The organism is Candidatus Melainabacteria bacterium, assembly GCA_003963305.1.
Classification (GTDB): Bacteria; Cyanobacteriota; Vampirovibrionia; order Obscuribacterales; family Obscuribacteraceae; genus PALSA-1081.
In genome coordinates, this window is the sequence record RXJR01000023.1 from 62,848 (window position 1) to 87,546 (window position 24,699).

Annotated in this window: 20 protein-coding genes and 1 pseudogene; 15 read left to right on the plus strand and 6 right to left on the minus strand. The window is 49.8% G+C overall.

Annotated elements, in window-relative coordinates:
- Positions 1-54 precede the first annotated feature (54 nt).
- Positions 55-1,797: a CocE/NonD family hydrolase gene (locus tag EKK48_22135; GenBank protein RTL38003.1), complete on the minus strand. Its 1,743-nt coding sequence runs from the start codon at positions 1,795-1,797 to the stop codon at positions 55-57.
- A gap of 346 nt (positions 1,798-2,143) precedes the next feature.
- Here EKK48_22135 and EKK48_22140 point away from each other — a divergent pair, with 346 nt between their 5' ends.
- Positions 2,144-4,441 carry a hypothetical protein gene (locus tag EKK48_22140; protein RTL38004.1) on the plus strand — a complete coding sequence of 766 codons (2,298 nt, stop codon included), beginning with the start codon at positions 2,144-2,146 and terminating at the stop codon, positions 4,439-4,441.
- Positions 4,442-4,529: 88 nt separating this feature from the next.
- Complete coding sequence (locus tag EKK48_22145; protein ID RTL38005.1) at positions 4,530-5,219, plus strand: response regulator transcription factor; 690 nt, start codon at positions 4,530-4,532, stop codon at positions 5,217-5,219.
- A 217-nt stretch (positions 5,220-5,436) separates the two neighbouring features.
- Here the strand turns inward: EKK48_22145 and EKK48_22150 are convergent, their stop codons facing one another.
- Positions 5,437-6,846, minus strand: a complete 1,410-nt coding sequence (locus EKK48_22150) for an amino acid permease (protein ID RTL38006.1) — start codon at positions 6,844-6,846, stop codon at positions 5,437-5,439.
- A gap of 136 nt (positions 6,847-6,982) precedes the next feature.
- On the opposite strand from EKK48_22150, the pseudogene EKK48_22155 reads away from it, so the two are divergent.
- Together EKK48_22155 and EKK48_22160 are read left to right on the plus strand one after the other, a co-directional pair.
- Positions 6,983-7,828 (plus strand): annotated as a pseudogene (locus tag EKK48_22155) (3-hydroxyacyl-CoA dehydrogenase family protein).
- A gap of 463 nt (positions 7,829-8,291) precedes the next feature.
- Entirely contained in the window at positions 8,292-9,590 is a 1,299-nt protein-coding gene (locus EKK48_22160; protein RTL38007.1) for an AI-2E family transporter, read from the plus strand.
- 38 nt (positions 9,591-9,628) lie between these two features.
- Here the strand turns inward: EKK48_22160 and EKK48_22165 are convergent, their stop codons facing one another.
- The gene (locus EKK48_22165) at positions 9,629-10,678 is read right to left on the minus strand and encodes a sodium:calcium antiporter (GenBank protein RTL38008.1); all 1,050 of its coding nucleotides are present in this window, start codon (positions 10,676-10,678) and stop codon (positions 9,629-9,631) included.
- Between the two features lie 124 nt (positions 10,679-10,802).
- Here EKK48_22165 and gatC point away from each other — a divergent pair, with 124 nt between their 5' ends.
- A complete protein-coding gene (gene gatC / locus EKK48_22170) occupies positions 10,803-11,087 on the plus strand; it encodes an Asp-tRNA(Asn)/Glu-tRNA(Gln) amidotransferase subunit GatC (protein ID RTL38009.1) in 285 nt (94 codons plus the stop codon).
- 177 nt (positions 11,088-11,264) lie between these two features.
- Complete coding sequence (locus tag EKK48_22175) at positions 11,265-12,950, plus strand: CTP synthase (protein ID RTL38010.1); 1,686 nt, start codon at positions 11,265-11,267, stop codon at positions 12,948-12,950.
- Here EKK48_22175 and EKK48_22180 read toward each other — a convergent pair.
- Entirely contained in the window at positions 12,913-13,422 is a 510-nt protein-coding gene (locus EKK48_22180) for a DUF1643 domain-containing protein (protein ID RTL38149.1), read from the minus strand. The genes EKK48_22175 and EKK48_22180 overlap by 38 nt on opposite strands.
- 11 nt (positions 13,423-13,433) lie before the next feature.
- A complete protein-coding gene (corA, locus tag EKK48_22185) occupies positions 13,434-14,654 on the minus strand; it encodes a magnesium/cobalt transporter CorA (GenBank protein RTL38011.1) in 1,221 nt (406 codons plus the stop codon).
- A gap of 111 nt (positions 14,655-14,765) precedes the next feature.
- On the opposite strand from corA, the gene EKK48_22190 reads away from it, so the two are divergent.
- The 4 genes from EKK48_22190 to EKK48_22205 all read left to right on the plus strand — a co-directional run bounded on the left by EKK48_22190 (position 14,766) and on the right by EKK48_22205 (position 17,826).
- A complete protein-coding gene (locus EKK48_22190) occupies positions 14,766-15,407 on the plus strand; it encodes a hypothetical protein (GenBank protein RTL38012.1) in 642 nt (213 codons plus the stop codon).
- A 19-nt stretch (positions 15,408-15,426) separates the two neighbouring features.
- Positions 15,427-16,143 carry a tetratricopeptide repeat protein gene (locus tag EKK48_22195; protein ID RTL38013.1) on the plus strand — a complete coding sequence of 239 codons (717 nt, stop codon included), beginning with the start codon at positions 15,427-15,429 and terminating at the stop codon, positions 16,141-16,143.
- Between the two features lie 3 nt (positions 16,144-16,146).
- Positions 16,147-17,124: a phosphate acetyltransferase gene (pta, locus tag EKK48_22200; protein RTL38014.1), complete on the plus strand. Its 978-nt coding sequence runs from the start codon at positions 16,147-16,149 to the stop codon at positions 17,122-17,124.
- Positions 17,125-17,292: 168 nt separating this feature from the next.
- On the plus strand, positions 17,293-17,826 hold the full coding sequence (locus EKK48_22205; GenBank protein RTL38015.1) for a thioredoxin: 534 nt from the start codon (positions 17,293-17,295) through the stop codon (positions 17,824-17,826).
- Positions 17,827-17,898: 72 nt separating this feature from the next.
- Here the strand turns inward: EKK48_22205 and EKK48_22210 are convergent, their stop codons facing one another.
- Positions 17,899-18,549: a TetR/AcrR family transcriptional regulator gene (locus EKK48_22210; GenBank protein ID RTL38016.1), complete on the minus strand. Its 651-nt coding sequence runs from the start codon at positions 18,547-18,549 to the stop codon at positions 17,899-17,901.
- Between the two features lie 174 nt (positions 18,550-18,723).
- Here EKK48_22210 and EKK48_22215 point away from each other — a divergent pair, with 174 nt between their 5' ends.
- The 5 genes from EKK48_22215 (at position 18,724) to EKK48_22235 (ending at position 24,680) form a co-directional block, all read left to right on the plus strand.
- Entirely contained in the window at positions 18,724-20,190 is a 1,467-nt protein-coding gene (locus tag EKK48_22215; protein RTL38017.1) for an HlyD family secretion protein, read from the plus strand.
- Between the two features lie 12 nt (positions 20,191-20,202).
- Positions 20,203-21,801: a DHA2 family efflux MFS transporter permease subunit gene (locus EKK48_22220; protein ID RTL38018.1), complete on the plus strand. Its 1,599-nt coding sequence runs from the start codon at positions 20,203-20,205 to the stop codon at positions 21,799-21,801.
- Between the two features lie 110 nt (positions 21,802-21,911).
- The gene (locus EKK48_22225; GenBank protein RTL38019.1) at positions 21,912-23,063 is read left to right on the plus strand and encodes a hypothetical protein; all 1,152 of its coding nucleotides are present in this window, start codon (positions 21,912-21,914) and stop codon (positions 23,061-23,063) included.
- 35 nt (positions 23,064-23,098) lie between these two features.
- Complete coding sequence (locus EKK48_22230; protein RTL38020.1) at positions 23,099-23,908, plus strand: sulfurtransferase; 810 nt, start codon at positions 23,099-23,101, stop codon at positions 23,906-23,908.
- A gap of 4 nt (positions 23,909-23,912) precedes the next feature.
- Positions 23,913-24,680: a hypothetical protein gene (locus EKK48_22235; GenBank protein ID RTL38021.1), complete on the plus strand. Its 768-nt coding sequence runs from the start codon at positions 23,913-23,915 to the stop codon at positions 24,678-24,680.
- Positions 24,681-24,699: the final 19 nt, after the last annotated feature.

Sequence of the window (24,699 nt, forward strand, 5' to 3'; positions counted from 1 at the left end):
CCTAACTTCAAGAACACAGCTTGAAATCTAAACGAGGAGAGGAAATAATGCTCGCTACAATGTCGGAATCACGATATACGACTGATGTTGCGAATCGTGGAATATCGTTTGCCTTGCCACTTTCCAGTCATTAAGATCGGCATATGCATGTTGAATTGCCGAAGTATTTGGAGTTCGTCCAAAATGTGGGAAGTTTGAGCTGGCTATGGTTACTCTGATTCGATGTCCTTTTCTAAAGAGTGCAGCAGTCCACCCAATATCAAGATTAAATTCGTAAACCTTTTCCGGTTCAAGCAAATCAGGCTCACTGAGCGAGTTTCTACGACTTGCCCTGACAATACTATTGACGATATTTATCGACAATCCGCATTCTGCGACATCACACAACATTACAGCGAAGTCCGTATCATCTGCAGTTGATGATGCGTAGAATCTCGCTTTCACTAGCCCCAATACGGTCAGATCTTTTTCGAGAACTTCTGACGTGTACACGAGAACATCATTTCGAATTTCATTCTTGCGCTGACTCATTGGACCCATAGGGGCCAGGTCCTCGACGCAACAGCTATGTCCGCCCTGACTCAAAACCGGCGCCGAGGGGTCATGCAAATATACATCCCAGGGCTCATCACCGGGAAGGTCAGTGGAGAGTGTTCCATCACCACTTAGTGAATTTGCTCTACCACCAGAATGCAAATAGTAAGTTCTATCAGTGGTACCAGTCGGAGGCCAGGAGTCAAAGCTGCTCCATTCATTTGCGTTTAGAACAAATACTTGCACTTTCGGACCATCCTTGTGGTCTAAAGGTAAGTAGCCCATGTGCCTGTCCAACCAGTGCAATTGCAGCGGATTGACTATGTTCCGCGCCTGACTGCCAAAATCACTCGATCCAACGTGCTGCTGCCACGGCAAATGGTGCCATGGTCCAATCACGAGTTTTTGTTCGCCTCGGCTGGGATCGGACTGCTGCAGCTTATCCATCTCAATAAAGTTGTTAATGGTTCCCGTAATGAACACGTCGTACCAGCCACCTACGTGCAAAACTGGAACAGCTACTTGCGAGTAACAGTTGCGGATCGATTTTGCACTCCAGTAGTCATCGTAGGTGTCATGGTCAAGCCAATCTACATAATATGGTGCGTACTTTCTAGCATCGCATACGGTATCAACAACTGGAGTTGCAAAATATGGCCCAGGAAGCGACATGAATGTCGACCAGAGCTTCTTCTGTAAGTCAAAGTTACCGGCGCGGCGAGCCGTGTCCTGACACAGATACAGCACCCAGGACTGAATAAACGCTTGCGAAAAGGCGCCGCCCTCGTATGTCCAACGGTCGAAAAAATCTGAAGCAGTCATTGCTGGAATGATTGTCTTAAGCCCGCGTGGCTTAGTTGCAGCCGTCTGCAATTGAATTGCGCCAGGATATGAAAAACCATACATTGCCACGTTCCCGTTGGACCCTTCCAGATTCGCAGCCCACTCGACGGTGTCGTGGCCATCTGCAGCTTCAGAATCATATGGAGTAAAGACGCCTTCCGAGGAATAGCGTCCGCGGCAGTCTTGTATCACGACCATGTATCCGTAGCGGGCATACCAGGATGGATTCAGAAACACAGTGTTCTGTGCCATGGATTTGTCATACGGCGTCCGCATCAACAGCACTGGCAACGGCTCAGCTACATCGGGGCGATAGATGTCAGCAAACAGCGTTACGCCATCGCGCATTCGAACCGGCAAGTCCTTCTGCACAGTTATGTTTTTGTGCCGCACCGGCGGCACGGTGATGTCAACAGACATTCCGACTCCATTCGTACTGTTTCAGACCTGTCACCAGGCAGAATACAGCACTCGCTCCAAAAAAGTCTGGAAATGCACTAAGAGAGGGTTTCCCCTCTCAGCGCTTGCCCTTAAATTTTGCAGCAGAGGGACATAACATCTCCGCTCCTTCGATAATCTTGCTCCAAGATTGTGTCGAAAAAATGTCAACTCCATGAAGCCAGCGATGAAAATCTTTCAGCTATTCCTTTTCACTTGCCACAGTTTCGACACACATTCATCACAACAAGATCATAGATGTCATGGTTCACTGCAAATGTGATTTTTCCAATCGCACACTTACCACCCCTGCGAGGAACCTCTTACTATGCGAATGGACGCCACCAGTGAACAACAGGCAGAATCCTCAGCCCGACGAATCGACCACAGCGCGCTCATCTCTCTCAGCGACTTTCAACAAGCACATGTGAAAAGTTCTGGTACGACAAAGGAGCCTGAAAAATTTCTGGACCTTGGAAAAAGCAGCGACTTGTACAAGTTGGATGATCCTCTGGCCGATTTCCATAAAACTCCCACACATAGACTGACTAGCGATACTGAAGCTCACCAGCATAAGTTTCTTTTTGGCGGCAATGCTCATGGGACGCTCGACTCCTTAGAGTCAGCAATCGGCGGCAAAGCGAATCTTGAAATGTTCCCTGTAAAACCCGGCAACAGAGAACAAATGGATCATATCCGAACCGATTTAGCCAAGGGCGTCACGCCCGAAATTTCACTAAATGGAGAGTTCTTTCGTGGCGGTGATAAAGCCATTGCCACCGGACGATACGACAAACAACTGACACAAATGGCGCACGAATTGAGCCAAATGAAAAACCCGGACGGGACCAAAGCCGAGATCTTAATGCGCTTTGGCAAAGAAATGGATCTTCAACACAAGTTTGTGGGGACCGGGCAGGATTATGTCAATGCCTTTCAAAGGGTACATGACGTGTTCCAAAATGCTGGTGCAGACAACGTAAAAATGGTCTGGTGCCCGACGAAAAAAGTCGATCCAAGCGAACTGGCAAACGAAGCGAACCCAGACAAGTATTGGCCCGGTTCAAAATACGTAGACGTGATTGGTCCCGATGGATACAGCCCAAAACACAAAGAAGAAAGTTTCCAAAAAATATTCGAACCGTTCGTTGACCTGGCAAAACGCACAGGCAAGCCATTTATGTCGTCGGAAACCGGCATACACACTGATGGTATGACAGAAAAGCAAAAGAGCGACTGGTGGCAAAAAGCCTTCGACTACGTAAAAAATGAGCGAGACAAGGGCACCGATATAATGGGTGTAGGCGGATTTTTCCGTCACCCGGAAACGAACGAGACGTTGAGCGACAACCAGCGCAAAGTTCTCTCGCATACATTCATCAAGGCTGAAGGCACCACGGGCAGTGGCGGCGATGCTGTGAGACCACCTCACGAACCGCCTCACTCCGATCATCATGGACACGATCCTGATCATCATGGGCACCCCCCTGATCATCCTGGACATCACCCACCGACCGACCATGAGCCGCCCGGTCACGACAGACCGCACCATTGTCACCCCCACCATCCGGGACACAAACCTCCAACCGACGGTCCCATCCCACCAGATCAGGGGCACAGACCGCCAATTGACGGACCGCTCCCACCTGATCACAGCCCCATCCCGCCAGTGATCGACCCAATTTACCACCCCCCACCTGATCACATCCCCGTCCCGCCAGTGGTCGACCCAATCGATCCACCTCCGCCCCCGCCTGGGAGCAACCCGCCAGCCGACATTCTTTTCGGTGGCTACACGAGCGGCAGTTGGCGCGGTAATGAAGCGCGAGACGCGTTAGATCGCGAAATCGGCGGAAAAGCGGAACTTGAACAATTCTATAGACCGATGGGAGGTTCCATTACAGACCTGAAAAATTACATTCAGGGCGATCTTGACCGAGGCATTTTGCCCGAGGTCTCACTCAACCCGAGAAAAAATGATTTCAACTATACCGACATTGCATCAGGTAAACACGACCAATACTTTCGCGACCTCGCGACTCAGCTCGGAAACATGAAAGACGCAAAAGGCAATCCCGCCGAAATTTTGATGCGTCCAGGTTGGGAGTTCAATCTTCGCTGGATGAAAAACATGGGCACAAGCGAACAGTACGTTGCTGCTTTCCAGCACATGCACGATATCTTTCAGCAGGAAGGAGCCAATAATGTCAAATTCGTATGGAGTCCAGGCTCCAAGTTAGACATGTCAGGACTTGGCAGCGAGCCCGATCTCCAACATTACTGGCCCGGAGCTAAATACGTTGACGTAGTTGGACCCGACGGATACTGCAATCGAGACCAAAGTTTCGAGCAAATTTTCAACCCCGCAATGGATTTAGCCCAGCGCATCGGGAAGTCATTTATGGTCTCAGAAACCGGCGTTAACCGAGAAGCCATGACGGAGGAACAAACCGCTGATTGGTGGCGCAGTGCTTTCGAAACACTCCAGCGAAGGCAAGCTGCGGGACTGGATGTGACGGGAGTTGCCGCCTTTATGAAGGCTGGAGATTTCGGCTGGGGCTACTTTGATTACAACATCAGTAAAGGAGCTGAACAAGACACACTTCGCGATACCTTCTTGCAATGACCGCGAAAACCCTGAGATGTATCGGGCCGTTACCACGGTCACGGCTCGATTCTTGCTATAGTTTTAGTTCGCAAACACGGACACTAAAATGGCAAAGATTCTACTTGTTGAAGACGATACAGTTCTCGCAGCGACCATCGAAAGTTGGTTAGTAAGCGAGCACCACATGGTTGACGTCGTGTATGACGGAGAAAGTGGTTGGGACCATCTTTGCCTCGGCGGATTCGATCTTGCCATTCTGGATTGGAATCTTCCCCAAGTTAGCGGCGTAGACTTGTGCAAACGTTATAGAAAACAAAAAGGTATAGCACCAATCATCATGCTAACGGGACGAAGTGCCATCGCTGAAAAGGAGGAAGGACTGGACTCTGGCGCTGATGATTATCTCACCAAACCGTTCAACATGAAGGAGTTGACAGCTCGAATCAGAGCGCTGCTAAGACGACCGCCGATGGTTCTATCGAACATCATGCAGGTAGACGATATCATCGTCGATTCTGCTAAGCATCGGGTCACGAAGCGCGGTACAGAAATTCACTTGAGCCCACGTGACTTTGCTCTTATTGAATTTCTCATGCGTCATCAGGATGAGGTTTTCAGCGCAACCGCTCTTGTTCAAAGAGTCTGGCAAACAGACAATTATGCAACCGGTGATGCTGTGCGTACCGCAATAAAACGCATACGACAGCAATTAGATGACAGTGCCGACGAGGGAAGTTCGATCATTGAAAACATTCCACGCGTAGGTTACCGACTACGCAAGACGCGACAACAATAATTGCCACGAGTTCAGGCAACAACTGTCGCCACGAGTTTACAGAGGACCAGAGTGCGCTTGCATCGACTGCTTTGCTCAGTAGTCGTAGTAAGTGCACGTACTGGTATGCTGACGAGCACAGGTTAAGTGCAGCCGTCCCGGCTGCGCCCATCATGGCGGATGCGGTCCATGCAGCCGGGACGGCTGCGCTCCATGGGGCGGGACCATGAGGGAGTGGTCAGGCGGAGGGAATCAAATCTTCCGGCTTGGTTGCAGCTCCATCAGCCTTGGCTAATTTGCTGTGATGACGGCTGTAGGTGAAGTAGATAATCAAGCCCACTGGCAGGGTCACACAATAAACCTGGAGAACCAGATGACCCAAATGTCCCATCAAGATTACGCAACCGACAGTAGCGAGTAACGCAACGAGCGGATTAACCAGCTTCAAACGCCACGCACCAATTCCGACGAACATGAAGGCTACCAGCGTTCCCAGCACCATCATGTCGGCGATTTCGCCAAACGGCACCAGCCCTGCGGTAAGGGCAACGATTGTTCCGTTCAAAGCGATGCCGACAACCGGATTGCCTTTGTTTGTTTTCTTGAAAATGGGCGGAAGCAATCCGTCTTCAGCCATATTTCTGAAGATGCGCGGACCGCCCATACAAAGAACCAGAAGGACGTTGAAGATACCGAGCACGGCACCAAAGGAGATAAATTTCGAGGTCCATTCTTCGCCTGCGTTAGCGAGCAGTTTTGCAAGCGGTGCAGCGGCTTCGTTGCCGACGAAGAGCGGATTTCCTACACCATTGATGAAACATGGTGCCAGTCCCGTAGCTACAGCCATGACTGTGACATAGAGGAATGCCACGATGCCCACACACAGTACGGTAGCCAATCTCGTATCTTTCAAACTTTTGGATTCACGCGCAAATGTGAATAGCGCATCGAATCCGACATAAGGGAAAACCGCAAGAGCTGCGCCTTTCAAAACGCCATCCCAACCTTTCGGCATAAATGGAGTCCAGTTGGCAGGGTTTACGTGTCTTGCACCGACCGCCAGGAACATGACTAGCAGACCCAGTTTCAGACAGACGAGTATAAAGTTCAACTTAGCCGATTTGCTGACGCCACCAAACATCAAAATCAGTGTGACGACAGTTACAACCGCAACAGCAACGATGTTGATGCCAAAATGAAATCCGTCCGGTCCATTCACTGGTCCCGCCCAGAACTGAGGTAGCGTGTATCCCAGCGACGTCTTCAGATATTCGCCCCAGGCAATCGACACAGCCGACGAACCAAAGCTGTATTCCAGAAAGAGACCAAAGGCGACTATCCAGGCAAACAACTCACCGAGCGAATGATAGACGTAACTGTATGCGGAAACACCGTGGGTGACGCGGCGAGAAAACTGGTCGTAGCAGACCGCCACCATCGAGATGACAAAGCCCGTGATTAAAAATGAGAGGATGCCTGCCGGACCCGCTTTACCGGCGATGATTCCCGGCATGGCAAAAATTCCCGCCCCGATCGTGGCGCCAATGCCGAGCGCTGTCAGCATTATCCAGCCGAGATGTTTCGGGGTGTCATCCGAGTCCGCTAATACAGCAGGGGTACAGCGAAACAATGATGTCATTAAGGGCATTTTGTGAATCCTTAAACAAACGGGTGTGACAAGCGGTTGACCGATAGACGCCTTGGATAATGGGGTGAAGCTTAGCCATTTCCTGGAAATGCTAGCATGACGGGTTCGAGACGTAATGAGCGAGGAGACGTTTTCAATGAAAATCCAGAAAGCTGCGGTTGTAGGAGCCGGTGCAATGGGCTGCGGAATCGCTCAAGTGCTGAGCCAAGCCGGCATCGAAGTGATTTTGAAAGACATCGAGCAGTCATTTGTCGAACGGGGACTTGCCAACATCAAGCGTATGTACGACTCGCGCGTCAAAAAGGAAGTTCTCACCCAGCAGCAAGCCGATGAACTGTTCGGACTAATCAAGGGTTCAACTGATTTCAACGGGTTCAACAACGTCGACCTGGTCATCGAAGCCGCTCTAGAAAAGATCGACGTCAAGCTCGACATCTTCAAGACTCTTGACGAGGTATGCCCTTCCCGCGCCATCCTCGCTTCTAATACGTCAGCCCTGTCTATCTCTGAGATCGCATCCGCCACTAAACGCCCTGAGAAGGTGGTGGGCATGCACTTCTTCAACCCAGCTCAATTTATGAAACTGGTGGAAGTAATTCCAGGCGTCAAAACTTCAGATGAAACCGTCAAAGTAGCTCTTGACCTGTGCAAGCAACTCGGAAAAACTCCTGTCCGTGTGCGTGAGTGCCCGGGTTTCCTGGTCAACCGCATTCTCTTCCCTTATATGAATGAGGCCATCTACGTTCTGCAGGAAGGCTCAGCCACGCCTGAAGAGGTAGACCGGGCAGCTGTAGAATTCGGTTTGCCAATGGGTCCTTTCACCTTATTCGACATGACCGGCATAGACATTTGCGGTCACGTCGTCGAATTTCTCTATAGTGAATACGGTCCGCGCTTCGAAACCGCACCGCTTTTGACATTGATGATGAAAGAAGGTCAGTTGGGTCAAAAATCCGGCGCTGGCTTCTACATGCACGAGAAGGGTCAACCGGCTCAAAAAGATGCGCCCAAGGCAATCAATCCAAAGCTGGAGAAATTGACAAAAGAAGTGGGTGCTCCTGCCGCGAAAACTTCAGGCAAATTCGATGTCTATCGCGTCCTTCTGCCAATGTTGAACGAAGCCCTTTATGCAATTCAAGAACAAGTTGTCACCGCTGGTGATGTCGACATAGCAATGGCAAATGGCTGCGGACTAAATCGCGGACTGCTCACGATAGCCGAAGAGAAAGGGCTGGACTGGTGTTTGAGCCAGATGGAAATGTATCAAAAGCAGCACGGCGAACGATTCCGTCCATCGTGGTTATTGAGACAGCTGGTGCGCGCTAACATCCATGATTTCTCGCAGCTCGGAAAAACACCAGCAGCGGTGCATTAGAGCTCAGAGTTAGCAATATCATTGCCAGAGGGTAAAATAACGATTGTGAGACTGTGAGGAAGGGGTTGCAATGATCAAATGGTTCTTCCTGCTGCTGTTCCTCATCTTCGTCTACCACGTGCGCGAAGTATTTCCTCCCTTCATAGTCGGGGGAATCGTCGCTTATCTTCTCAATCCACTGGTTGCCTGGCTGTGCCGGAAAGTCGGCTGGATGAAACCGCCTATTGCCGTCGGTGTCATCTATTTCGGCGCGCTATTTACGGTTATCGCCCTGCTCGTAATTTTTGGACCACAGCTTGCCTCGGAATTTAAAGACATCTTCGACCAGCGCGAAGAGATGATTGGCAGCGTGCTCAATCAGATTTCCACGCAAACGCCGCTCAATTTCAACGTTCCGAAAGTAACTGCAGATGTAATGGCGAGTCTTGAGAACGCTGGACGGCCGGCGGAGATAATGCATTTCGGCGGTGTTGTCTCCAAAAGCTTGCTTGCCATTTTGGTCTGCCTCGTATCCTCAATCTATTTGATTATTGATGGAGCCAGAGTCGGGAAATTCTTTCTGCGCTTCGTCCCGCACGAGCGCCGCAGCGCTGTCGTTGATCTTTCGTCACGCATGAACCTCATGTTGAGCAAGTACGTCAGCGGTCAGTTGATTCTAATTGTCATCATGTCGGGTGTTTCGTACTTCATCCTCACCTGCTTCGGTATCAAGTACGCCTTATTTATCGGCATCTTCTGTGGTGTCATGGAAATAATACCTGTGCTGGGTCCGCTGCTTGGAATCGGTTTTGCCACTATTGTCGGGTGCACGCAACTACACTTCGATATTATTGCTCTCGGTATACCAGCGGCTCTCTTTCTCGCTCGCCAGATCGAAGACTACATCGTCGTTCCTAAAGTTATCGGTCATGCGGTCGAACTGCACCCGCTGGCAGTAATCTTTGCTGTGCTGGTAGGCGAACATATGGCAGGAGCGCTGGGCATGCTGATTGCCATTCCTGTTGCCGCATCTGTAAAACTGATTCTAGACTCCTCCTACCCGCTTGCTCCAGACGATCAAGTAGAACCAAAACAACACGGCGGCGCACTGGCCTGGCTCGTCGCAAAATACAAAGGCAACCCGCTCGACCGCAAACCGGAGCCGCCAAGCTCTGACGAGATTCAGCAAGAGGCTGCTGCTGATTGGGCACACACACGAAACGAAGTAACCAACGAAAAATTGGCAGAGCAAATGATCGGTATGCAAGATGCAGAAGCGCATGAAATCAAAGAAGCAGCCCTGATCAAACTGGAAGAAAGAAAACAAAAAGCGGCCGAAGAAAAAGCTCGTAAAGCCGCGCTCTCAGAAGAGAACAAGATGCAGAGCTAATTATGCTCGTGCTCACCCGGTTGATATCTTTCAGAACTTCACAGTCGATGCAACGATGAATTCATCGAAATCGGCATCGGATCTACATTGTCTGTAGCGATAATCACTCCAATCAAACTGAAGTATGCCACCGCACCGCACATCAAGTGCACCGGCTTCAGCTGATTTGTTGAAATCAAACGCAAATAAATTAGCGCGGAAAATATTGCCACTATTCCCGAAGCAATAGCTTTGGGTTCAAGATCCCACGCCGTAAAGGCAACTCCGAATGCGACCGGGAAACAGGCTTGAAAGACAAGCGCGCCTGTGATGTTTGCGAGCGCAAGCGTGTCTTTGCCGCTTCTAGCCCAGATGATCGAATTGATTTTCTCAGGCAACTCAGTGGCAATCGGCGAAACAATAAGAGAAAGGAAGAGCGCCGAAAATCCAATGCCTTTCGCAATCGTTTCAATATGATCGACGAACAAGGAAGCACCGCCGACGATACCAGCCAGCGCTATAAAAATCTGCGGAACGATCAGCCTGAGGCGTTTCGATTCCAGCTTGAGAACCTTTGCAAGATACAGAGGCTCAGGTTCATCCCCCATTTCGGATTCACCTTTGATCGTCATATACACATATACAGGGTAGATGAGAAAAATGCCGGCAGCGACAAGCAGCCGCAAATTTCGATCAGGCCCCATGAACGAAGCGCCAAGAGCAAGACTATAGGCGATTATAAAGAAGCAGAGATCGCGGGTGAGCAAGCCGTTGTTTATCTTCATCTCGCCCTTCCGTCGTCCGGTACGAGTGAAGACGAACATCGAAAGACCGCAGAGAGACAGCGTCAGAGTGCTCAGCATGAATGGGGCGCCGGCTATGGCGCCTATACCCACATCAGCCCCATGTTTGCCGCCGAACCAGAACACTGCCACTATCGGGATGAGCGTCTCCGGCAGAGCTGTGCCTACAGCCGCCAGAAGGCTGCCAACAACCCCTTCGCTCAGGCCCAGACGCTGTCCGAGCCACTCGACACCGTTGGTAAACAACTCCGCTGCTGCCACAATCAGCACCAGCGCTATAGCTAAAAGAGCATAATGTGCGAACAAGTTTTATTGGGTCTCCGAAGTTCGCACGTCTGTAGCAAGTTTCATAGATTTTACATCCGTGCTACATACAAAGCATACGTGCAATACTAATCCTTGCCGAACTGCAATAGCAAGAGAGAATCAGATGATAACCGTCGCAAATGTCGAGCATGTCGCCAAACTAGCCCGCCTGAGCCTTTCTGAAGATGAGAAGAAGCTTTATACAGAGCAACTTGGCAAAATCATCGGTTTCTTTGCAGAATTAAATGCAATTGATACAACCGGGGTGGAACCCATGTCTCATGCGCTCTCCGTCACAAATGTAATGAGAGAAGATGAAGTGGAGACTCCTCCAGGGCACGAAATCCTTCTAAAGACTGCGCCAGCAAGGGATGACGGATTCTTCCGCGTTCCCAAAATCGGCGAATAAATACTCGATCGATATTCAGACTAACGCAAATTTATCGATGCCAACGGCGATCCTTAGACGCTGTTGATACTTGAGCCATGCTCGATCTTCGCGGGAATAGCTTATAGTAATCCTAGGACAGCTCTGAGCAAGAAAGCTGCTCGGCTATCATTTGGGATCTGCAAGACAGGAGGCAATATGAACACCAGGTATGTATTCGTTACCGGTGGGGTCGTCTCTTCATTGGGGAAGGGCATTATTGCTGCCTCTCTGGGGCGGTTGCTCAGAGCCAGGAACATTTCGACGACGATTGTCAAGCTGGACCCTTATCTCAACGTCGACCCGGGCACGATGAGCCCATACCAGCACGGTGAGGTCTTCGTAACAGAAGACGGTGCCGAGACAGACCTCGACCTGGGCCATTACGAGCGCTTCATCGACGTCGACCTCAGTCGCATGAACAATGTCACAGCCGGCTACATCTATAAGAGCGTTCTTGAGAAAGAACGCCGTGGCGACTACCTGGGCGGCACAGTCCAGATGATTCCGCATGTCTCCAACGAAATCAAAAACTTCTTGCGAAAGGCGGCAAGCACATCTCTGGCTGAAGTTGTAATCGTCGAAGTAGGCGGAACGGTGGGCGACATCGAAAGTCTGATCTTCCTCGAAGCAATTCGCCAGATGCGAAAAGATATAGGTCGCGACAACGTTTGCTATATCCACGTCACTATGATTCCAAACTTGCGCACAACCGACGAGTTGAAGACCAAGCCGACTCAGCACAGCGTGGAAACATTGAGAGCACGGGGTATTCAGCCAGACATCCTGGTCTGTCGAACTGAAAGAAACATTCCGCCGGCAATCAAAGACAAACTGGCGCTCTTTACCGACGTCGACTTGAATGCTGTGATTCAGTGTCGCGATGTTCAACATCTCTATGAAGTGCCACTGTTGATGGAACAGGAGGGACTGGCAGAGCGTGTGCTAGAGCGTGTTCACCTGCAAAACAACCCGCCTGACCTGGTTGAGTGGAAGCAGCTAGTAGACCGCGTCAAGCGTCCGACTAAGACTGTGACAGTAGCGATCGTAGGCAAGTACGTTATGTTGTCTGACGCCTACATCTCGGTTGTCGAATCTCTCAAACATGCTGGAGCCAAACTGGGCGCGGCAGTGAATATCAAATGGGTACTGTCCGAAGACGTCGAAAAAAACGGAGCCCATGAATATTTGATGGGCGTCGACGGTGTGCTCGTGCCCGGTGGCTTCGGCGACCGAGGCATAGAAGGCAAGATACTTGCCGGACAATACGCGCGTGAACGCAAGATTCCTTATCTTGGTCTATGCCTCGGAATGCAAACGGCAGTAATTGAATTTGCTCGCAACGTAGCAAATATGGCTAGCGCAAATTCGACAGAGTTTGATCCAGCCAGTAAGTATCCGGTTATCGACTTGATGCCGGACCAGCACAATGTGACACTCAAGGGCGGCACGATGCGCCTGGGCAGATATCCATGCCACCTCAAGTCAGGAACGAAAGCGGCTGCGGTTTACGGTTCAGAACTCATACACGAGCGTCATCGTCATCGCTACGAAGTCAACAATTCACTGCGAGATCAACTCTCGAAATCAGGAATGATCTTCTCGGGTCTCTCTCCCGATGAGAAATTGGTCGAGATGATTGAACTGCCGGATCACCCCTACTTTGTCGCTTGCCAGTTCCACCCGGAACTCAAGTCAAGACCGGACAAAGCTCATCCGCTATTTGTCGGATTGGTTGACGCAATGATCAAGAAGCACGAATTGGATGCACCGCCTGCGGTGAACGATAAAGGCGAAGATAAAATCGTTAAAGGCAAAGCTTCCGCAGTTCATCAACACAACTAGAATAGGGTCTTAAAATCCGGTCAGTCGGCGTATAGAGCGGATGCCGTGGTTGAGCCCTTTTAGTAGCGCCAAGACAAAGCAGTTTCTGGTCGTAGCCCGATATCAGATCCAGCACCTCAGCGCTTCGCCCCAAAAGCTCGCCATGGTTGCCCCAGGCAAGAATGACTTGTTCTGCAGACGATACGGATTCCAAAATATACTCGTCGTTTAATTTACCAACAGGATCTCTGGCTTGCCGCAACTCTTTCGGATAAGTGGCGCAAAGGGCAAAAAGGTTGACGACCTCAAGTGAACCGAATCCAAACCTTGTTGCCATGCCGATACAAGTGCGAATGGTCTGATCATTCTTTTCGGCATCAGCTTTACTGGGATTCAACATCAAAAACACAACTTGCGGTTTTTGTTTGTCCCACTTGCGCCACAACTTGTAGCGATATCTTCTGGTTCGATTGAATATAGCCCCGCTCTCCAACTCAGGCATGGCTATTTCTCCGGGGGTGATTGGCGCTCGAGTGAATTTTGACGCAGCAAGCTGTGCAATTCTTTCTCCGATTGAAAGGGCGTTTCTCCAAGCCACCCTTTCATCCACATAATCAAAAGTGTTATCAGAGCGATTATCAGCATGAGCAATAGTGCATAAGGATAACCAAAATACCATCGCAATTCAGGCATATTGAATGGCGAAGCAGTATTATCAAAATTCATACCATAGATACCCGCCACCAGTGTCGGTGGCACACACAGAGTGGTGATAATAGTCAGAACCTTCATTACTTCATTCATACGATTACTGATGCTGGAGAGATAAACGTCCTGCAAATCAGCGCTCAGTTCACGATAGGTTTCAATGAAATCAAGAATTTGCACTGCATGATCGTAGCAATCGCGCAAATGAATCAATGTTTCCTTATGAAATGCGTCAGGCGTATCTCGCAATAGGCTGTTGACGGCTTCGCGCAGCGGCCATATGGACCGCCGCAGAAAGAGCAGGTCCCGCTTGATCTTGTGAATCTTACCAATTACTGCACGCGAAGGTTTCTCAATGATCAACTCTTCCAGATCCTCCAGAGAATCTCCGTAATTTTCAAGGATGGGGAAATAGTTATCGATAACTGTATCCAGAAGAGAATAGGCGAGATAGTCCGGACCAGACACTCGCAATTTACCGGTGCCTTTGCGAATGCGCTCGCGGGCTGGGTCCATGCAGTCAATCGGCCCGTCCTGAAAAGTAACGACGAAATTTTTTCCCAGGAAAATGTTGAGCTGCTCGACTTTGATTTCATCATCTTCCCACTTCAACATATGCGCGACTATATAAAACTGAGCGTCATATGTCTCGACCTTAGCGCGCTGATGGAAAGTCATCACATCTTCGAGCGCGAGGTTATGGATATTGAAAAAGTGTCCGAACTCCTTGATCACAGAGGCATCACCGAGCCCATCCACATTGACCCAGGTAACCGGATATTTGTTCAAAAGCGGCTCGAGTTCGCCCACAGTGGTGATCTCTTTCTCGACCAGCTCATTTGGTCCATAAGCGATCACCGTAATCACCGGATGCGGTGCATCCTTTTTTGCTTCAACACTGCCTGGCAGAGTATTTATTGCATAAGAGGCTAACTGCTGATGCAGTCTGTCTTTACGACTTTTTCGAGAACGGCTCATGGATGACCTGTCTAGCGAGTGCCCGCAAGTAAGATACATTGTCAAAGGCAGGCGCGCAACGGCTTCATTACCAAATTCGCATATACTTCCGCGTGACAAGCCGCCCAATGTATAATAGATTGTTGATAATTTCCTTGAGCTGGGCGTGAGATGCGGGTTTTAGCCACTCTTCTGATTAGCACAGCAACTGTATTAACTTACAGCTGCCGATTGGTGCTGGCTGAGAATGAAGATGTCCAGGAGTGGCAGGCTCAGATAGCAGCGGGTAAATATGCCGGTCTCGAAAAACAAATTGAGGCAGCCCGGCAAAGCGCTTTAGAGAAAAGTGATTACGTTCGAGTCAGCGCCATCGAAGAATTGCAAAACGACATAAAACGCCGCAAGGCAGCAGCCAGCGGAGCTAAAGTCGACAACGCCGCCACCATGAATGAAGCGATCCGCATGCAGATGTTGCTGCTGCAAACAATGGTTGAGAAATTTGCAAAAAAGCATAATGGGAAATATCCGGTTGCTTTGAACGCGGAGTTCCAGAGCTACTTCCCAATGATTACAATCAACAAATCAACTTCGACAGCCCCCTTCTATAACCCATTTACAAAGAAACAGGAATGGTTTGTCATCAAGCCACTGACAAAACTAGACGAAGCTGGTGAAGAAGAAACATTACCGAAGGGGCAAATAGTTTACTGCCCGATCAAGAATGGAGCTTCTTATGCCATCATTGCCGGGGGCGCTGACGGAAAGTTGATTCACAACAAAGATGGTCAGAACTTGATCATGACAAAGAAGTGAACGCCACGAGGACAAGAGCTTGGCGCTAAAATCACTGGGCAAAATATTACTTCTAGCACTGATAAGCATTAACCTTTTTGCCGGAGCATCGCACGCCGAGGGATTCCCCGGCAAAGGCGACGAAGACGCCTGGAGCGATGCGCTTCCATACTACAATCGAGGCAATCGCTACCTGCAGAAAGAGCAATATCAGCAGGCACTCGAAGACTTCAAGGTGGCGGTTGGCAAATACACGTTCGACCCGGACTTCTATACCAATCTCGGTGTCGCCTACAGAAAAGTAGGTGACTACGCCAATGCGGAGGACGCGTACAAAAAATCACTGGCGCTAAACGACAAAGACTGGATGCCCTGGAACGATCTCGCAAACGTCTACCTGAAGCAAGACAAGCTGAAAGAGACAGTCGCCACCTTTCAACGAGCACTCAAGTGCAATCCGCCCGCCAAAGACCGTGCTGCAATCGAACAAGACATCAAAGATATCAACAAGATATTGAGAATGCAGGCGCCACCACCCAAAGTAGCAAACACGGCAACGAAAACCAAGCAACAATCTCAAGCTCCCGCACAAGAACAATCACGCTCTCAATCTTCCAAACAATCGGCACAACATTCGCAGCCACTGTCAAAGACCGCGTCTCAGCCCCAGTCGCAGGAAGGGGCGCAGAGTAAGCCCTCTGACAAAAAGGAAATGAAAGGAAGCGGCTGGGACTACGTCTATGGCGGCAAAAACTAGTCCATGTTTCTCGACTCGATGAAAAATTTAGTGCGCGGGCTGGGCGAAAGAATCGTCTATCCAGAAGGCGCAGAAGAACGCGCGATCAGAGCCGCTGAGCTTTTGCGCAGAGAGAATTTCGCCATTCCAATTCTACTTGGCAAGAAAGCAGATGTCGAAGGAAAAGCGGCATCATTGGATATTGACCTTACCGAAATTGAAGTTATCGATCCGCAAGCACAAAACAACCTTAGCGAGTTTGCTGAGACTTATTACGAACTGCGCAAACACAAAGGAGTAACGCCGGAACAGGCGTTGCTCAAAATAAAATTGCCGCACTACTACGGCGCCATGATGGTTCGTAAAGGCGAGGCTGACGGAATGGTCTCCGGTCTTAACAGCGAAACCAAACCGTTCATTCCCGCGTTTGAAATCATCCAGCTCAAGAAGGGGTTCAGAAGAGCATCCTCGCTTTTCGTGCTGGAGTGGCCGGAACGCTTGTTGTTTTTTGCGGATTGTTCGGTCAACATCGATCCTGATGCAGAAACGCTTGCAGACATTGCTCACGCCACCGCACAAACAGTGCAGTCATTTGGCTACGAACCGCGCATCGCCTTTCTGTCTTTTTCCACTCGAGACAGCGCCAAAAGCCCACTTGTAGACAAAGTCAAAGAAGCCACGCGACTGGCAAAACAGCTTTGTCCGGGCACCGTGCTGGATGGCGAAGTACAATTTGACGCGGCGCTCCTGCCCGAAGTTGCGAAGAAAAAGGCACCCGACAGCCCGTTCATAGAAGCAGGTGCAAACGTTTTTATCTTCCCAAATCTTGATTGCGGCAATATCGCCTACAAAATCACAGAACGCCTTGGTCGCGCCACAGCCACCGGACCGATTTTACAGGGGCTCAATCATCCGATTAATGACGTATCTCGTGGATGTTCGTACGAGGATTTTGCCAACGTAGGCATTCTCACAGCAGCACTGGCGCGAATGCAAAAGTGAGCAGGCTTAGCTGCTTTTCTGCACGGATTTGGGGATTGGGAAACATTTTTTGACAGATTTATTCAACAGATTTCTGAAACGACTTTGTGGAATAAATTTGTGGAATAAAATGATGGAATAAAGTGTGAAACAACTGTAAGAGGAACCGCGAGAGGCCCGCAGTAAACCATGAATTCACTTGAAGCAACCAATAAACTTTGTGCCTACTGCAACCAGTACGATTTCACCGATTTCAGTACTTGCCGGTATTGCGGCAACAAATACGGGACGGTTCCACCGCCGCCACCGAAGACCTACCTGACAGAAAAAACGCTGGCGGTCTGTGCAGCGGCAATTATCATGTTTGGCGTGGTCCATCATCAACGAAGCAAAGCAGAGTCAGTTCGTAAAACGACGCTAACTGAAATCAAACGAGAGATCACTTCTTCGCGCAGACCACGCGTGCTCGAGTTCGGTGCAGAGTGGTGTGGAGCCTGCAAAGCCTATGGACCGACGATTGAAGCAGCAAGAGCCAGATTTCCAGACATTGATTTTGTGAGATATGACATCGACAACGCAAACACCGCCGAACTGGCTCAAGGTCTGGGCGTAAGTGCTATTCCAGTTACTTGCTTTTTCGACCGGCAGGGTCAGCTAACGGCTCAAGAAGTTGGCTGTATACCCGACGACGAACTTAATTCCAGGCTTAAATCGATTTTGTAAGTTCAAACCTGGAGGTTACAGCACCAGAATTTTCCGCTGTTCCAGAACATCAGGGTATTGCGGAACACCAGACTATTCCGGACAGGGTGCTAGAACGCTCGCTACAGTCTGCTCGACGGCCATGCGCCTGTGCATGTCAATCATCTCCGGACACAGCGGGTTCGTGCCGGTTGGCCATAGATGCTTGACGTTGTCGATGCTGCAGAAATAGAAAACGCACATTCCTATTATGTTTACAGCTGCGTGCAGAGGGTCCAACTCGCGAAATTGTTTTGACTCAGAGCCCCTTTTCAAGATATCAACAAGTGGCGCATACAGCGACGTAATAGCAATCTGGCTGTAGAACTTGCCCTTATTTTGAATTCCTTCGTAGAAAAAAATCGCCGGCAAATTAGGGTTGCCGCTGAGATCTCGCAAAAAGCTATCGACGAAATTTCGCAATGACACTTCAGCATCCGAATTGTGTAAATCGGTCTTTTGCAGAGTTGCAACTCGCATCGAGACCGCACGCTCCAGCACTGCCTGGTAGAGCCCTTCCTTGTCACCGAAGTGATAGAAAATCATTGACTTCGTCACGCCCGTCTTAGCGGCAATAGCCTCAGTACGAGCGCCGAGCAGCCCGCCCCGCGCGAACTCTTCCTCAGCTGCGTCCAGGATGCGACCTTTCGTCGCCTCAGCGTCACGGACGAGGGGAGCATGTTTCTTTGAGGAAGTGGGACTCATTACAAACTCCAAAATTTAATCAACCATCAGGTCAGTCTAGCAGTCCTAAATTAGCAGTGTCAACGCCAGGTTTTTGGGATTCTATGGACATTCTTGAGCTTGACATAGCCTCACTTCGAGCATACCATAATAACAGACCAACTGGTTGGTTGGTATCAAAAAGGGAACCTACAGATGTCTCAACAGTTAGCAATTTCGGGAATACCGAACATTCTCCCCAGAACAATCACAACAGAAGTGCGGGAGTCGAAGATTCGTGACGCGCAGCGAGCCGTACCCGGTGTTAGAGATGACGTTGCCGAACCGGAGATAAAAGAAGAGCGTCAAAAGGTAGGGCAGCAAACCACTGCCGCCCCGGCAGAAGCGAAGGACGATGCTCTTAGATCAACAGTAAGCACAGGGCAGCCAAACAAAAAGCCGACAAATCATATAAAGAAAGCTTTGCTCATCAGCGCAGCAATCTTGGCGCTCGGCGGCGCGACCGTGGGCGGTTTGCGCTGGTACAACTATGCAAGCACGCATGAAGAGACCGATGATGCCTACACCACAGCCCACATGCATGCAATCAGCTCACGAATCAACGACACCGTAGCCAAAGTGCTGGTAGACGACAACGAACACGTTACAGCCGGGCAGGTGCTCGTTCTGCTGGACCCCCGCGATTACGAAGTACGCGTGCAGTCAGCTTTAGCTGCACTGAAAGTCGCTCAACATCAGGCGGAAGCAGCACAAACGTCAATCAAACTCTCTTCAACAAACGCCGGTGGAAAAACCATTGAAGCCAGTGGAAATGTTTCCAACGCCGTTTCAATGATTTCGAAATCACAGGCGGCAGTGCTGGAAGCCAGGTCCGCGATCCCGCAGGCTCAAGCGGTGCTTGCTGAAAGACAGGCTGAAGAAGACCGATCGGAAAAAGATTACATTCGTTTCGAAAAACTTGCTCAACAAGGTGCTGTTTCGTGGCAACAACGAGACCAGGCGCTTCGCGACTTCAATGTAGCGAAGAATGCCACCGCAGCCGCTCAAGAAGATGTAAAACAAGCAGCAGCAAAACTGGAGCAGGCCGAACAATCTGTTAGCGCAGCACGAGCACAACTGGTGCAGTCACAAGGAATTGCGCAGCAAGCTGAAGCACTGCATGTGCAAACTCAAGTTGATACAAGCCAGTATGACGTCGCAAAAGCCAGCATTGCTCAGGCTCAAGCACAATTGAGCGACGCCCAGTTGCAACTGTCTTATACGAAAATCACATCCCCCGTAACGGGCCGCGTCGGAAAGAAATCAGTCGAAGCAGGCCAGCGAGTACAGCCAGGTCAGCAGCTTATGAGCGTAGTCGCCGATGATTTGTGGGTTGTAGCAAATTTCAAAGAAACCCAGCTGGAAAAAATCCGCAAGGGAGAACACGTAACCGTCAAAATCGATTCATTTCCGCATCAAGATTTTGAAGGCGTAGTTGATAGTGTTTCGCCCGGTTCCGGCGCCAGTTTCGCCCTCTTGCCGCCCGACAACGCCACTGGAAACTTCACCAAGATCGTTCAACGTGTACCTGTAAAAGTCAGATTCGACCAATCTTCCATTAAAGGTTTCGAAGACCTGCTGGTGCCGGGAATGTCAGCCGTCGTAAACATCGCCGTGAAATAGCGAGCCAATGTCATGTCTACCGCAACAATGTCTTCTTCTGCCTCCGCCACCGCCAACGCCACCAGGGAATCGCCAGTCTCGCTGAGGAGCTGGCTGGCGGTCCTTGGTGCCGCTCTTGGCGCATTCATGGCAGTGCTAGATATTCAGATCGTAAACAGCTCGCTACAAGACATTCAAGGGGCGCTGGGAGCGACTCTCGATGAAGGAACCTGGATTGCCACATCATATCTAGTGGCAGAGATCGTCACCATTCCGCTGACGCCATGGCTGTCAAAAGCTTTTTCCACAAGGCTCTATGTCATAGTGAACGGCTGTTTTTTCATCCTCTTCTCGATGCTCTGTGCATGGGCTCCAGACTTAAATGGCATGATTATCTGCCGAGCTTTGCAGGGATTCACTGGCGGTATTCTCATACCGATGGCGTTCACAATTATTCTGACAAGCTTGCCGCCAAGCAAGCGCCCCATCGGCATGGCTATTTTCGCCATTACAGCAACATTCGCGCCATCGATCGGACCAGCGATCGGAGGCTGGCTTACAGACACTTACGGCTGGCAGTACATCTTCTACCTGAATGTACTTCCCGGCATACTCTTCGTCACTACTTTGTGGCTGACACTGCCCAAAGAACCGCTCAATCTCAAGTTGCTAAAAGACGGAGACTGGCTAGGCATCATCTCAATGGCGAGTGGTCTCGGTTGCCTTGAAGTCGTTTTAGAAGAAGGCAACAGAAAAGATTGGTTCGGCAACAACATGATTGTCACGCTCGCCATCATCTCCGCTCTATCGCTAATCATTTTCTTCTGGCGTGAATTGACGGCGAAGAAGCCGCTGATCAATCTGAAGTTACTCGCTGAGCGAAACTTCAGCCTGGCAAGTGTCGCCAATACGACACTTGGATTTGGGTTGTACGGATCGGTATACATAGTCCCTGTGTATCTGGCCCAAATACAAGGCTACAGTGCGCTGCAAATCGGAACGACAATGATGTGGCTTGGTTTACCGCAACTGCTGATTATTCCGCTGGTACCAAAACTGATGACCAGGGTAGACCCGCGTCTCTTGCTGAGTATAGGAATTTCGCTCTTTGCGACCAGCTGTCTGATGAATACAAATATGACATTCCTGAATGCAGGCGATCAGCTGATTCCGTCGCTGCTGGTGCGCGCCCTCGGGCAACCACTGATCATGGTACCGCTCTCAACACTGGCAACTTCCGGAATCGAAGGCAGCCAGGCGAGTTCCGCTTCTGCTCTGTTCAACATGATGCGTAACCTCGGCGGCTCAATAGGCGTCGCCTTGATTTCCACTTTCGTAACGCGACGTGAGCAATTCCATTCCAGCCGGATTGGTGAATCCATTCACCAGGCAAGCCTGACTATGCAAGAGCACCTCAACGGTTTGACACAACAACTGGTAGCCAGGGGTGTCGACGCCGTCACTGCTCATGATCAAGCAATCAAAATCATCGATAACACTGTTCGCCGGGAAAGCTTCGTAATGGCTTACAACGACTCATTCTTAATCATGGGCGCAACACTCTTGCTGAGCATCATCGCTATCGCATTTCTCAAAAAACCGCGAGGTCCTGCGGCGGCGGGCGTTCACTAAACATTGATTCCGTCTAATTCATGGGTGAATTCTTAGCTAAAACAAGCAACGGATTGCTTTACGGGCGGCTGTTAGACACATATTTTTGCCCGTAAAATGTTAAGCTCAACATCTGTACCCCAGGTACTTTCCGACTTGCCCGAGTCGCTCACAGTCACTCAATCGAGGTTGCGAATCTTATTTTGAAGATTTCAGTGTCACATTTGTCATCGTTAATCCACAGCCAGGCCAAAGGTTTGGCAGCGCTGAGCATCGCCTTAAGCATCACAACTATCTCAACTGTTGGGGCGTTCGCTGCCGCGGAGCCGGAAAAAGACAGCCCCAAGTTGGTGCCGACCTCGCGTGCCACATATGCTGACTATTTGAAGTGGAAAGAAAAACCGAAGGCAGTCGCACCGAAAATCGGTCTTGCCCTTGGCGGAGGCGGCGCTCGCGGTGCAGCCCATGTCGGTGTGCTTGACGTCTTGACGAAAGAAGGCATCAAATTCGACTATGTCACCGGCACCAGTATCGGTTCGATCGTCGGTGGATTATATGCTGCCGGTGTTTCGAACGAAAAAATACAGAAAGACTTCGAATCAGGCAGTCTGATGAAACACTTTATGCCGGTTTCATTGCCGGTTCGAATCATTCTTGCACCTGTACTCTTTACACCACGCTTGCTAGGCGCCAAGCCATATGACGGGCTGTACAGAGGCAATCTCTTCCGCAACTACATGGACAAAAATTTCCCTGACAAACAACAGTTGATTCAGAATCTGAAAATTCCATACTCCGCAATTTCCTTGAACCTTCTGGACGGCAAACCGTACATGATTCAAGGTGGCGACCTCGGTTATGCAATGCAGGCGAGCTCTGCCGTGCCGGGGCTTCGTAAACCAGTTGAAATTGGTGGAAAGCTTTTGGTGGACGGCGGTGTTGTTTGTAACTTGCCGGTTAAACAGTGTCGAGAAATGGGCGCAGACATCGTTATCGCAGTGAATATCGATGAGCCTTTCTACGAAGATAAGCTCGAAACATTCAGACGTCCGGGCAGTGTTTCAAAGCGAATGCTAAAGTGGGATTTGTACACAATCGACCAGGCGCAGGAAGACATCGCCGACGTTGTAATTCACCCGAACACTGAAGGTGTCTCGTTGATTACAACCAGCAAAAAACTAGCCAAAAGAGCCTTTGAAGAAGGTCAAAAGGCCGCTCGCGAAGCTCTTCCGGAAATCAAGAAAAAGCTAGAAGCGACATCTGCACTGGTAGACAAGGAGTAGAGAGCACCGCTAATGGTGCTTCGTTCTGATCAGTTATGAATATTCTGAACGTCGCAGCGTATAAATTCATTGGTATTCCCGACAGAGAAAAGTTGCAGCCGATCCTCCAGGAAAAGTGCGAGCAACTAAAGCTGAAAGGCACCATTCTGCTGGCGGACGAAGGAATCAATCTGACCCTGGCGGGTGGCGAAGCACCGGTGCGAGCTTTCCTTTCTTATCTGGCAACGGACGAGATTTTTGCGCATCGCTTCAATGATCTGGAAATAAAAGAAAGCTTTTCAGAGCATCAACCTTTCGGCAAAATGGTAGTGAGAATGCCGAAAGAGATAATCACTATGCGACATCCGATGATTCGCCCTGAATCAGGACGAGCTGCGACTATCGAACCCAAAACTCTGAAAAAATGGCTTGCACAGGGGCACGACGACGGCGGTCGCGAAGTCGTGCTTCTAGACACGCGCAATAATTACGAAGTCAAAGTCGGAACGTTCGAAGGCGCAATCGATTTTGATATCGTCAACTTCAGCCAATTTCCAGAGTGCGTGCAAGAGTCGCTTGCCAAAGAGGAAAATCCGCTCAAAGAAAAAACGATCGTCACGTTTTGCACTGGAGGCATTCGCTGCGAAAAAGCGGCTCTCTACATGAACGAGTTGAACCTTCCCAATGTATATCAATTGCATGGCGGCATACTCAATTATTTCGAGCAAGTAGGCGGTGACCATTGGAATGGCGAATGTTTCGTTTTCGATGAGCGCGTCGCCGTTGATCCACAATTGAAACCGACCAAGCACGACTACGGCAAGCAAGCAGAAAAGATCTATCGCAGTCCAGCCGTCGACAAATAGTCCGATGGAACTTGCATCCATAGTCGTTCTGGGAAGCGTCGCAACAACGATTCTTGCAATCGCTTATCGCATCAATCTGAAAGCAAGATATAAAGCCACTCAGCCAACTGTCTTCGATATCGAGCTGACCGAAGCATATACACGCATTGTCCAACTTCTATCGAATCAGTCCGTCGGCCACTACGAATGGAACATCTATAAGAGAAGTGAGAATAAGGCCATTCTCGTAGAAGTAACGTACCGTGAACCAGCTCAATTACTGCAAGCTAAAGGTGCGCTCACATTCACTTTCACAAAAATTGCTGCAAATCGAACATCGATTGACGTGTTCTACAAATGGGAAGAGTTCAGCGACGACAAACTTGCAAAAAAAGTGGAGAATCAAACAGAATCGTGGATGCGCGCGGCGTTGGCGAAGCAAGAACTGCCGATAAAGACCGAACTAAACACTGAATTCTTGACGAAACTTTCCGCAGAGAAAGCATATGAAACACTCTTGAATAGAATTTCAACAGGCTCGGACTTGCTAACAAAATGGACAATTTTGGAGAGGCAGCCGCCATCGACTCTTTGCGCCACAGTAGAAACGATTTCAGTGCAAAACAAGCAAGTCACATGCAAAGCAAAAATCGAAATCCGATTGGCTCAAAACGACAATAGAACCGCAATTAACTGCACCTATAGATTTGAGCCCGTATACGGAAGCAAGAAGATCGAGGAATTTAAGCAACTCACCGATGATTGGCTGCGACTCCTGGTTTGGACTTCATAGTTGCAACAATTTGGCACGC

Bases quoted from the DNA above. Each gene is read 5' to 3' on its own strand.
- EKK48_22135 (RTL38003.1), bottom strand. From the start codon at position 1,797: ATGTCTGTTGACATCACCGTGCCGCCGGTGCGGCACAAAAACATAACT.
- EKK48_22140 (RTL38004.1), top strand. From the start codon at position 2,144: ATGCGAATGGACGCCACCAGTGAACAACAGGCAGAATCCTCAGCCCGA.
- EKK48_22145 (RTL38005.1), top strand. From the start codon at position 4,530: ATGGCAAAGATTCTACTTGTTGAAGACGATACAGTTCTCGCAGCGACC.
- EKK48_22150 (RTL38006.1), bottom strand. From the start codon at position 6,846: ATGCCCTTAATGACATCATTGTTTCGCTGTACCCCTGCTGTATTAGCG.
- EKK48_22160 (RTL38007.1), top strand. From the start codon at position 8,292: ATGATCAAATGGTTCTTCCTGCTGCTGTTCCTCATCTTCGTCTACCAC.
- gatC (RTL38009.1), top strand. From the start codon at position 10,803: ATGATAACCGTCGCAAATGTCGAGCATGTCGCCAAACTAGCCCGCCTG.
- EKK48_22175 (RTL38010.1), top strand. From the start codon at position 11,265: ATGAACACCAGGTATGTATTCGTTACCGGTGGGGTCGTCTCTTCATTG.
- corA (RTL38011.1), bottom strand. From the start codon at position 14,654: ATGTATCTTACTTGCGGGCACTCGCTAGACAGGTCATCCATGAGCCGT.
- EKK48_22190 (RTL38012.1), top strand. From the start codon at position 14,766: ATGCGGGTTTTAGCCACTCTTCTGATTAGCACAGCAACTGTATTAACT.
- pta (RTL38014.1), top strand. From the start codon at position 16,147: ATGTTTCTCGACTCGATGAAAAATTTAGTGCGCGGGCTGGGCGAAAGA.
- EKK48_22205 (RTL38015.1), top strand. From the start codon at position 17,293: ATGAATTCACTTGAAGCAACCAATAAACTTTGTGCCTACTGCAACCAG.
- EKK48_22210 (RTL38016.1), bottom strand. From the start codon at position 18,549: ATGAGTCCCACTTCCTCAAAGAAACATGCTCCCCTCGTCCGTGACGCT.
- EKK48_22215 (RTL38017.1), top strand. From the start codon at position 18,724: ATGTCTCAACAGTTAGCAATTTCGGGAATACCGAACATTCTCCCCAGA.
- EKK48_22220 (RTL38018.1), top strand. From the start codon at position 20,203: ATGTCTACCGCAACAATGTCTTCTTCTGCCTCCGCCACCGCCAACGCC.
- EKK48_22230 (RTL38020.1), top strand. From the start codon at position 23,099: ATGAATATTCTGAACGTCGCAGCGTATAAATTCATTGGTATTCCCGAC.
- EKK48_22235 (RTL38021.1), top strand. From the start codon at position 23,913: ATGGAACTTGCATCCATAGTCGTTCTGGGAAGCGTCGCAACAACGATT.